A 241-nucleotide genomic window follows, 5' to 3' on the forward strand; every position below is an offset into this window, starting at 1 on the left:
TGACGGGACTGCGGCCCGGCGACCGGGTGATGGGCCTGTTCTCCGGCTCCTTCGGTCCCGAGGCCGTCACCGACCACCGTACTCTCGCCCCCATCCCCGAGGGCTGGAGCTACGCCCAGGCCGCGGCGGTGCCGGCGGTGTTCCTCACCGCGTACTACGGCCTCGTGGATCTCGGAGGCCTCACTGCGGGTGAGTCGGTGTTGGTGCATGCGGCGACGGGTGGTGTGGGCACGGCCGCGGT

General features: G+C 72.2%; 1 protein-coding gene. It reads left to right on the forward strand.

The window, feature by feature from the left end:
* The coding region (locus tag ACLF6P_RS30100) for an MDR/zinc-dependent alcohol dehydrogenase-like family protein (protein WP_415954598.1) at window positions 1-241 on the forward strand (241 nt) is incomplete at both ends.

Origin of the sequence: Streptomyces lothianensis (assembly GCF_047779955.1) — a bacterium.
Lineage (GTDB): Bacteria > Actinomycetota > Actinomycetes > Streptomycetales > Streptomycetaceae > Streptomyces.